Raw genomic sequence first — 10,376 nt, forward strand, 5'->3', positions numbered from 1 at the left:
CATCCGGTCTAAGTTCCTTGTCGAAATGAACAAAGGGGAGCGTCGTGGGCGCTTTAGTAGATCGTAACCCGGAAGATGAGAGCTTTGCTGGCCATCGCGTGCTGATCGTCGAAGACGAGCTGTTCATCGCGCTGGATCTTGAGGATACCGTCAAGGCGATGGGCTTTGATGTTGCCGGGCTGGCCAATAGCAAGGACCAGGCCATGCGGTTGGCACCTCATGCGGATATCGCATTCGTCGATGTCAATCTTGTGGACGGGGCGACAGGTCCTGAAATCGGACGCAGGCTTGTCGAGGACTATGGGGTTACGGTCGTCTTCATGACCGGAAATCCGGAAGTGGTCGAAGGCCGGGTGACGGGTGCGCTCGGGGTGGTCACCAAACCCGCGATGCCTTCGGCTGTCGAGAAAACGCTGCGCCGTGCTGTGGAGGCACGCCGCAGCATGTACTGAAGGGCCGTCTTAGATAAGGCCGGTCAGAAGTCCGATGCCAGCGACCGTGGCGATACCGCCTGCCGCGCGCGTCAACAGCGGACCGCGACTGTCTCCGAGCCTGCCGACGAGATAGCCGAGCGCCAGCCCGACGCCGTGTAACAGTGCCGTCGCGATCATGAAGCCTGAGGCATAGGAGAGAGCGCTGGCAGCCGCCGGCATTTCACTGCCATGTGCGTGGCCGTGAAAGACCGCGAAAAGGCCCACCAGACCGCAGACAATCGCAACAGGAGCCTGAATGCCGAAAGCGACGATCGCACCTAGCACGACAACGGACAATGCGATTCCGGCCTCAACGAATGGTACGGAGATACCCCCGACACCGAGTGCGCCGCCGAACGCCATCACCAGCACGAAGGTGGAAGGCATAATCCAGGTCGCGCGCCCGCCGAGCTGCCAGGCCAGAACGCCGACCATCACCATGGCGAGCAGATGATCCAGCCCCGACATCGGGTGCGAAAATCCATGCGCAAAACCGCTGGTCCCGCCAACGCCAGTATGGGCAAAAGCCAGCGTCGGCGCCAACAGAAGTGCCGCGAAAGCAGCATTGAACGTAATATTTCTTAAAGACATGAGTGCCCCTTTTTATATCTATTGCTGCAAAGCAAAATGGCATGCCGGCGCAGCAGCATAAAGGAAAAAATCGTCCGCCTCCGTCATTTGACGTAGGCTGTCAGGCGGTCGGGGCCAAGGTACCAAACACCGCGACGAGGCCGACGACGGAAAGCCCCAGGGCAATCTCGAACCATGTGAGCCGTTTCAGTAACGCGGGGGCCGAGGTTGATGCCAACCGGGGCACCAGAACGTAGCGATTTACGAGCGCCAGCACGATCATGGCGCTTACAAGGATGATCTTCACGCCAAGCAGCAGCTGGTAGGGCTGCGACCAATCGGTTGGAAGGTCTCCGACCACCAGCAGCGTATTGGTGGCACCCGAAATCACAACGGCAGCGACCGCGAGGTGCCCGATGGTGGAAAAGCGCATCAGCGCTTTCCGAGCTTTTTCTTGCCAGCGCGCATCGCCAAGCAGTCGCAGCAGCAAGATCACGGGGACAAGCGCGCCCAGCCATGCGCCGCCGCACAGCACATGAGCGACATCGTTGAGCCGGTGCAGCGTTCGCAGACCGGCGTCGTTCATGGCCGCATGTCCCGTGATCGACAATGTCGCAAGCAGCAAACCTGCGCAGAGCGTATGGACGTAAAGCCGCTTTCGCGGTTCCACCAGCCAGGAAACGGCAAGACAAAGAACGAGCCCGATCTGCGCCAGCCAAGCTGTGCCGTTATTTGTGCTGAACAGGACAGCATCGAGAACCGTCGGCGATACCGCGTCGAGCCACCCGTCGCCGATCGCGGCTGCCTGTAACGGCAGGGAGACGATCGTTGTGGCGCATAACAGTGCGACTGCCGCGATACGCCAGCGGTGAAGCCGAGGCTCGATGTATGATGTCAGGTCGTAATGCACGCACGTCGAAAGATAAAACGACGCTCCCCACAGCCCGAGCGCCGCGCTGTCGAAAAGAAACCGGGAAACGATGAGTGCGAGTTGAGGTGTCACGGTCTGGCGATGCAAAGGAGGCGGTTGGACTATCCGCCTTCATATCCAAGCGGCGCGCCAACCTCAATGCGGCAAGAAGCTCGATGCGTCGTTCACGATCATGGAGCCGAGCTTGAAGCCCAGCGGCCAGGCAACAAGAACGAAAATCTCGAAGATCCAGCTGTTCAGGTTATGACGGGAGTTGAAGTAGTAGATGAGCGGCACGGTGGGGAGAGCATGAAGGGCGATCGCCCACAGTGCTCCGTCAAAACCGAAGATCAGGTAGGCGAGAGGAACCAGGGTGAAGAGCAGGGCCGCCCTGGCGATATTGAGTATGCCAAAATATCGCGGCTGGCCGATCGCGATATAGACCGGTGTCATGATGTTGAAGCGCGCCATGAACAAGGCGAAGGACAGCGTCTGCAGCATGGGGCCGGCGGACGCGTAACGATGGTCGTACAACAGATCGATGATCGTCTGCCCGCAGGCAAAGAGAAAGCCGGCGCTTCCGATCAGGAGAAGATCGAATGGCAGACGAAGCTTGAAATAACTGCGCCGCAAGCCGGCCGGGTTTTCGCGCGCGAGCTTGCTGAGGAGGGGCGTGCCGACCGACCCGTAGAGACGCGCTCCGACGCCATCGATCATGGAGACGAGATTGAGCGCCAGTCCATAAAGTCCGAATGTCGTCGAACTCGCCCAGTTCCCGAGCAGGATCCTGTCGCCATTCGCGGAGAAGATGGTGAAGAACGACGACACCATGATCCAGCGACCGAACGTCAGGATTTCCAAGGCATCGTTTTTGTTGATCCTGAAGCGGTTCGGTGTCCCGGGTATCCAACGATGGCTGAGGATCGCTGCGATCAACGACGATATCAGGTTGGAGATGACGAGCGCCCAAACGGACTGTGTCAGCCAACTGAGTATGATGGCAACGACAAGCCCGAGCGCCTGACTCGTCAGATCGATCTTGGCAATCATCGACAGGCCGAGATTGCGGTAGCTGGAGATATATTTGGTCGATTGAAAGCCCCCGATCACGAAGGCGAAGGACGCGCCTATGATGATGTACGGCAGGTCAGGTGTCGCGTAGACCGACTGGGCCGGAACCCAGCCATGCGTCGCGAGCGAACCAATGCCAAGGGCAATCAGGATGCTTGCGAGCCAGCCGACCCATCCGCGGACAATCTGGATCACCCATGCCGTGTCGAGAAAGCGCTGGTCTTCTCCTCGCGGGTTCTGAATGACCGCCGGATGAAGGCCGATGTCGGACAGCAGCGCGACGAACACCGACGTCATGGTGGCAACCGCAGCGATGCCGAAAAGGTCGGGCGCGAGGATGCGCGTGAGAACAAGGTTGCCGGCAATGCGAAGGATTTGGCCGGCGATGTATCCCATCATGGACCAGCTTGCCGCCGTAAGGACGAGCTTGCGGATTCCAGTGGCCGCAGGCGCGACCGGTCCGGTCGCGCCTGGTCCTGACGGCGAGACCTCAGCGGGAGCTGTCGCGCCTGACGTTGAGGATCGGCTTTCCGAAGACCCGCCAGATCGCGTCGAGAACGCAATTGTCATGGCATTGCTCCATGAAGCCGCAGGAGACGGATATGGCCCATCCTCATGCCGGAACCGTTACCCGTCGCCTGCGTGACCGTACCTTTGCGCGTTCTTCCGGTTTCGTGACCGCTTCGCCGGATTGCCCATCACGCTCCGCCAGAGACCGGCGCATCCACTCCGCAAGAACGGTGGCGTTCGGCTGCAGCACCATATTGTCGTGGTCGCCCGGGACCTCGATGATCTTCAGGTTCGGCAGATATGGCGTCCAGCCGTTGTCGGGCAGGATGATGTTGCGGTTCTCAAGGAGGATGCGGCCCCCCTTCAGGCGATAATATGCCATCGGCTTCGGCCGGAAGAGCTGCACGTCCCCTTCGTAGTAATGCAGGTTGTAGCCGGGCAGCGCGCGCCTAAAGGCGAGACCGATACGGTCGCTGTTCAACTGATCCGTCGATGCCTGTTCGGTGACAACCTCGCGGTCGCGACGCTTTTGCCGCCCATGCTCGACGTGGTTGCGGACCCATCTCATGAAGTAGGACGCTTTGTGTCGCCTGAGATCCTGCAGCTTCATCGTCAGGCGGTCCTGTAAAGATAGCCCCGGCTGTGTCGGCAGCGGCGTGTCGATCATCATCAGGCTATCGACCTTCTGGCCTTCGTTTTTCAGCTGACGGGCGATCTCGTAGGCCGTAAGGCCGCCGCCGGAATAGCCGGCGAGCAGATAGGGTCCCTCCGGCTGGATCATCCGGATCTCAGCGATGTAGTCGCGAGCCATCTCCTCGAATGTCTCGTGGGGTTCCTGCCCACCATAGAGGCCTCGTGCCTGAAGACCGTAGACGGGGCGATCCTGCCCGAGAATGAGGGCAAGATGCCGAAGATTCAGGATGTTGCCGAACATGCCGGCGCATATGAAGAGCGGCCGCGCTTGCTTCTGTGCCCCATGCATCATCACGAGATGCGTGAACTTCGGCTGGGTATCTGCGGCCTCAGTCTCGCTCGTCGCCTGGCTTTCATCCGAGGTATCGGGAATGAGGACGGCGCATTTGGCGATCGTCGGCGCTTCGAACAAGACCGAAATCGGGAAATCCACATCGTAGCGCTTCTTGATCATCCGGAAGAGGCGCACGGCGATCAGCGAATGACCTCCCAGGTCGAAGAAATTATCGTGAATGCCAACCTTCGCGACGCCGAGCAGTTCTTGCCAGAAGCCGGCGATGGTTACCTCCACGGCGTTGCGAGGTTCGACGAAGTCGGTGTCGAGGTTCGGCCGATCGAAGGCTTCTGCCGTCTGGGTTTCGGTGTCGGCCGTCCGCTCGGTCGCAAACTTGCGCAAGGCCTCGAGGTCCATCGACGTGACGATCGGCTGCGCTTCCGCGCTTCCCATGGCGCGCATCAGCAGGTCGAACCCTTCGCTCCTCGAAATGCCGTTTCGAACCTGCGCAGCGAAGCGAGCGCGAGCGGGTGACATCGTGTCAGCCTGTCGGGTCGGTCCCGCAACCGCCGGCTCCGAATGTTCGGCCTCCGCGACATCGAAGGTTAGGTCATCGGCAAGGCGTTTCATCAGAAACCGCTCGATATCGATCAGGACCCGCCCATCGGGATTGACGATGGTGATGTCGAACGCAGCGTAAGCGTCGCCGAAATCGGAGCTGTCGGCCAGCCTCACCCAACTCACGACCTTCTCGGGAAGCGGCCCGCAAACATCCAGCAGGCCATATTCGAGTGGGGCCCACAGAACGGATTTCGAACCATAGGATTGAGCCAGTTCGATAGCAAAGCCGGTTGCTATGTCGAGGAGAGCCGGGTGGGCCACGAAGCCGCGAGCGACGTCGTCGCGCCCTTCGCTGGTCAGTTCGAGCTCCGCCAAGGCTTCGCCGTTGCCTGCGGCAACCGACTTGAGCACGCCCCACCGCTTTCCGAAACGGATGTGATCCTCTTGCGCGGCTCGCAACGACTGGCCGTCCAACGACACGCGCGCTTCCCCACAACGGGAACGGATGGCGTCGATATCGAGAACCTGATTGTCCCTATCGGCGGCGGGTACCAGTTGACCCTCGGCGTGCAGCTCGAAGACAGGCGAGGCAAGATCTGCCGGCGTAGAGGTCACCAGTATCCGGTGGCCGCCTGCCGTCGTCTCCAGCCTTGCGCGGACGACACGCCGCGTTCCTGCCGGAATGATCAGTGGTCGAATGAACTGGATATCTTCGAAGGTGGCGCTCGGCGCCAATTCATATTCACGCACCACCTGAAGCATCATTTCGATGAAACCGGTTCCGGGCAGTACCGGCAGGCCGGAGACAAGCCGGTGCTCGTCGAACATCCAGTGGTCGTCGCCGAAGGTGGTTTCGAGCCACGGCGCACCGCTTTCGTCTTCCGCCCAGCGCTCGAAGATCGGGCCGCGCGCAGGCCCGGCGATCGGCTCAATGGCATCCTGATGGGCGACGTCCAATGCACGGGCGGCAAGGCCGATGTCGGACCAGACGCCCCAATGCAGGGCGATCGTCTTGCGATCCTTGCGACCTGCCGCACTCTCGGCCACCGCATTGAGATAGGCGTTGGCCGCGACATAATCCGCCTGGCCCGCCGGCGCTGTATCGGTGCTGGTCGACGAGAACATCACGAAGAAATCGAGCGGTACGTCGGCAAGAACCTCGTTCAGTACGGCCGTGCCAAGCGTTTTCGGTGCTAGAACGGTGTCGATCCGCTCCTGCGTCTTCATCTGCATCAGGTCATCGTCGACGACGCCGGCGGTGTGGAATACGCCGTTGAGAGCGCCGAATTTCAACGTGGCCTGTGCCACGACATCGCGCATGGAATTTGGATTGCTGACATCCGCCGCGAGATAAAGGACTTCGGCCCCCAGGTTCTCAAGGCTCCGGATCGCCGAGATCGCGCGCCTGACCGGATCGTGAGGGTGAAGCCGCGCATAGGCATCCCATTCCGCGCGTGCCGGCAGACGTGTCCGGCCAACCAATACCAGCTTGGCGCTCCAGTTGAGAGCCAGTCCGCCCGCCATCTCGAGCGCAAGTTCGCCCAGGCCACCGGTCAGCATATAGACGCCGCCATGGCGCAGCATTGCCTCGCCGGCTCCCGCGTCGGTGAGAGGCAGCTTGCTGTAGACCCTGCTCCAGCGCGTCCCGTTGCGATAGGCAACGATCTCGTTGGCAGGCTCCGCGAGAAGGTCTTCCCACAGCAGATCGATCAGCCCGGTGTTTGGTGTGACTGCAGCTTTGTCGCGTAGCCGCCAGTCGAAAGTCGCGGATGTTTTCTGCGCACTCACACGCGGCAGGTCGATCGCCTTGACGCTCGTTCCGGCCATTTCCTTCGGCAGAACTAGGGCCGGCCCAAGTACGGTGCTCTTTTCGGGGTAGGGCACCGCTTCGTCGGCCACCCTTTGCATTCCGTCCGTAAGAACGATCACGTTTGGCCGCAAGGCGTCATCGAGCTCGCCGAGGGACTGGGCCAGATAGAGCAGGCTATAGAAACCGCATTCCTGGTTGCGGTGGAAGAAGTTTGATCCGGGCCGGAACGTCTCGTCCTTTGTCACCAGCCACATGTGAAGAATATCGGTCGGCGCCGCGCCGTCGGCCGCGAGGCCCCTCAGCATTGCCAGATAGCCGGATTTACCGAGTTCCGGGCAAAGCACGTATTCGTCGGCGCTTCGACGCAGGAAGGCATCCCCGAGTGATACTGTGACAACCCGGTGCCCGCTAGCCCGAAGCTTGGTCGAAAGAGTGCGGCCCAAACCCGTGTCGTCAAGGAACACAAGCCAGGTGCGCGCGCGACTTTCGCTGCCGGCAATGTAGTTGGCGAGCGACTTTTTCCAAGCCGGCTTGTAGCCCCAGTCGGCGATGTCGGGGATCCTCGCCGGAACATTGTCTTCCGCAACCGGGCCAGTGCGGCTTTCGTTGCGTTCGACGAAGTAGCGTTGGTGCTGGAAGGCATAGGTCGGCACCGTCACGCGCTGGGGGGAGGTGCCTTCCCACAGTTGCTCTAGATCGACGGGAAGCCCGGTTGCCCACGCGCGTCCGAACGCTGCCGTGACATGCATCCGGTCGTCCCAGCGATCATCGACATGTGGAAGGCTGTTGATCACGCGATTGGGCTCGATCGTGCCCTGCTGCTTGATGAGGGAAGAGAGTGTCCGGCCCGGCCCGAGATCGACATAGACCCGGCCGCGATCCGCAGCCAACAGCGAGATGCCTTCGGCAAACAGGACCGTGGAGCGCAGATGGCTGACCCAATATTCCGGATCGGTCGCCTCCATTTCGCTCAGCCAATCACCCGTCCGGTTGGAGACGATCGGGATGCCCGCGGGACGCAGCTTGATTGACTGCAGGAAGGCCCTGAAACGGGGCAGAATGAAATCGAGCATGCGCGAGTGCGCGGCAATGTCGATCGGAACACGCTTGCAATCGATGCCCTGGGCTGAAAGCGTCTTTTGAAATGCATCCAGTGCTTCGTTGCGGCCGGACACCACGCACAACTCGGGGGCGTTGATCGATGCGACGTCGAGATCGGCCGGGAGCATGGAGCGCAGCCTGACGGCATCGAGCGATACGCTGAGCATGCCGCCGGGTTCGACGCTGTCGAACAGTTCTCCGCGCAGCCGGACCAGCTTGACGGCATCCGAGAAGCTGAAGACGCCTGCGATGCAAGCCGCCGCGTTCTCGCCCATGGAGTGGCCGATCATCGCGGCAGGACGAACCCCGCGCCGTATCCACAAGCGGGCCATCGCCACTTCCACGATCAGGATCGCAGGCAGTTGCAAGGATGGCCGCAGGAAACGCTTGGACGCTGAGCCATGATCTTCCGCCGCGGCAAACCACACCGCGCGGATGTCGTCGGCAGCAGCTTTCGGCAGGTAGGAGAGCCCCTCATCGACGCTCGCACGGAAATGGCCATCGCCGCGATAGAGATCAGCGGCCATCCCGGGGTGCTGGACGCCGCCGCCGGAGAAGAGGAATGTCGCCTGAGGGCTGGTGCCGACCGGAAAATGAATGAACGCCCGTCCGCCTTCGATATTGGACAGGGCGGCAATCGCGTCCTCCCTGCCGGATACCGACAGAATGAGACGATGCTCGAAGTGCTTGCGCGCTGTCAGCAGCGTGTGCCCGACGTCAGCAAGAGAGAGCGTCGGGTCCTGCGAAATTGCCGCCGCAAGCTTTTCTGCAGCGGCCCCCAGGCCCTTCTTCTGACGAGACGACAACAGCAGGAGGAGAGGTTGCGCAGCCGCTGCTTGCTTGTCTGTTCCGCCGAGGCGGCGCGGCGCTTCCTGGAGAATGGCGTGAGCATTGGTGCCGCCGACGCCGAGTGAATTGATGGCGGCGCGGCGTGGCGTCTCCTGCTCGGGCCAGGCGACGAGACGGTCGGCCACGACAAACGGCGTCTTCGCAAGTTCCAAAGCCTCGTTCGGGCGTTCGAAGCCGACGGTCGGTGGAATCTCGCCGTGCTTCAAGGCGAGCGTTGCCTTGATAAGCCCGACAACGCCTGCGGCCGTGTCGAGATGTCCGATATTCGATTTGACGGAGCCGATATGGCAGAAGCCCGTGCGCGTCGAGCTTTGGCGGAAGGCCTCCGTCAACGCCCTGATTTCGATCGGATCACCAAGCGGCGTGCCGGTTCCATGGCATTCGACATACTGCACGGAGTCCGCGGAAATGCCCGCAAGACCCTGCGCCTCGATGATGGCTTCCGCTTGGCCGGTCACGCTCGGCGCCAGGTAGCTCGCCTTGCTGGCGCCGTCATTGTTGACGGCTGTTGCCTTGATGATGGCATGGATGACGTCGTTGTCGCGGATGGCATCCGTCGCTCTGCGCAACGCAACAACGCCGGCGCCACTTCCAAAGACCGTGCCGGCGGCACGGTGATCGAATGGACGGCAGTGTCCGTCCGGCGACAGGATTTCGCCCTGCTGATAGAGGTAGCCGCGCCGGTGCGGGAATTCGATGGTCACACCACCCGCCAACGCCGCATCGCATTCGCCGTTCAACAGGCTCTGGCAAGCGTAGTGAATGGCGACTAGCGAGGTCGAGCAGGCCGTCTGGATATTGATGCTCGGCCCGTGCAGGTTCAGCGAGAACGAGGTGCGCGTGGCGAGGAAGTCCTTGTCGTTGCCGGTATGGCGCAACAGGAACATGCCGACCTGGTCGACGAGCTGGCGGTTGCTGCAGACATTGAAATAAAAGTAACTGCCCATGCCGCAACCGGCGAACACGCCGACCGGGCCTTCGGCTTTGTCTGGATTGATGCCGGCGTCCTCAAGGGCCTCCCAGGCACATTCGAGGAAGTGGCGGTGCTGCGGATCCATGACCGCCGCTTCCTTCGGGCTGAGGCCGAAGAACTCCGCATCGAACATTTCCATGTCCGGCAAGTCGGCGGTGCGCCGAACGTAATTCTTGAGATGAATGCGATCCGGCTTTTCACCGGCCTGCGCAAGTTCTTCCGCGGAAACATCGCGGATCGACTCTACGCCTTGCCGGAGGTTCGACCAGAAATCGTTGATATTGCGCGCACCCGGCACCCGCAGTGCCATGCCCACGATGGCAATGTCGTTGCTACCGACGTCTCCGAATTTATCCAACATCTCGAACCAATCTGTTACTAATCGAAATGCTCGTCACGGCCGACGGCCGTTCCGCCGTTTTTGCGCGCAGCTCTGCGCACGCTGTCGGGATTTATTGTGCCCACCCAGGTATCTCAGCTCAATTACGTCTTTAGGGTATTGATCGCGTCTGATCGTACAAAGAAAGAGTAGATTGATCGCTGAATTGTGCGAAGCAATACTTTCGGCAGCGGCGGAATAT

At 61.0% G+C, this 10,376-nt stretch carries 5 protein-coding genes; 1 reads left to right on the forward strand and 4 read right to left on the reverse strand.

Annotated elements, in window-relative coordinates; all coding sequences use genetic code 11:
- Positions 1–44 precede the first annotated feature (44 nt).
- Positions 45–452, forward strand: a complete 408-nt coding sequence (locus ASE04_RS05770) for a response regulator (RefSeq protein WP_082597262.1) — start codon at positions 45–47, stop codon at positions 450–452.
- 9 nt (positions 453–461) lie between these two features.
- On the opposite strand, the gene ASE04_RS05775 is transcribed toward ASE04_RS05770, so the two are convergent.
- The 4 genes from ASE04_RS05775 to ASE04_RS05790 all read right to left on the reverse strand — a co-directional run bounded on the left by ASE04_RS05775 (position 462) and on the right by ASE04_RS05790 (position 10,156).
- On the reverse strand, positions 462–1,064 hold the full coding sequence (locus tag ASE04_RS05775; RefSeq protein ID WP_056813389.1) for a HupE/UreJ family protein: 603 nt from the start codon (positions 1,062–1,064) through the stop codon (positions 462–464).
- A 100-nt stretch (positions 1,065–1,164) separates the two neighbouring features.
- On the reverse strand, positions 1,165–2,046 hold the full coding sequence (gene copD / locus ASE04_RS05780; protein ID WP_056813678.1) for a copper homeostasis membrane protein CopD: 882 nt from the start codon (positions 2,044–2,046) through the stop codon (positions 1,165–1,167).
- Positions 2,047–2,109: 63 nt separating this feature from the next.
- Complete coding sequence (locus ASE04_RS05785) at positions 2,110–3,594, reverse strand: oligosaccharide flippase family protein (protein ID WP_082597263.1); 1,485 nt, start codon at positions 3,592–3,594, stop codon at positions 2,110–2,112.
- A gap of 43 nt (positions 3,595–3,637) precedes the next feature.
- Positions 3,638–10,156, reverse strand: a complete 6,519-nt coding sequence (locus ASE04_RS05790; RefSeq protein WP_082597264.1) for a type I polyketide synthase — start codon at positions 10,154–10,156, stop codon at positions 3,638–3,640.
- Between the last annotated feature and the right edge of the window lie 220 nt (positions 10,157–10,376).

This window comes from Rhizobium sp. Root708, from assembly GCF_001429725.1.
Lineage (GTDB): Bacteria > Pseudomonadota > Alphaproteobacteria > Rhizobiales > Rhizobiaceae > Rhizobium.

Coding starts and splice junctions, on each gene's coding strand:
- ASE04_RS05790 (WP_082597264.1), bottom strand. CDS start 10,156: ATGTTGGATAAATTCGGAGACGTCGGTAGCAACGACATTGCCATCGTG.
- ASE04_RS05785 (WP_082597263.1), bottom strand. CDS start 3,594: ATGACAATTGCGTTCTCGACGCGATCTGGCGGGTCTTCGGAAAGCCGA.
- ASE04_RS05775 (WP_056813389.1), bottom strand. CDS start 1,064: ATGTCTTTAAGAAATATTACGTTCAATGCTGCTTTCGCGGCACTTCTG.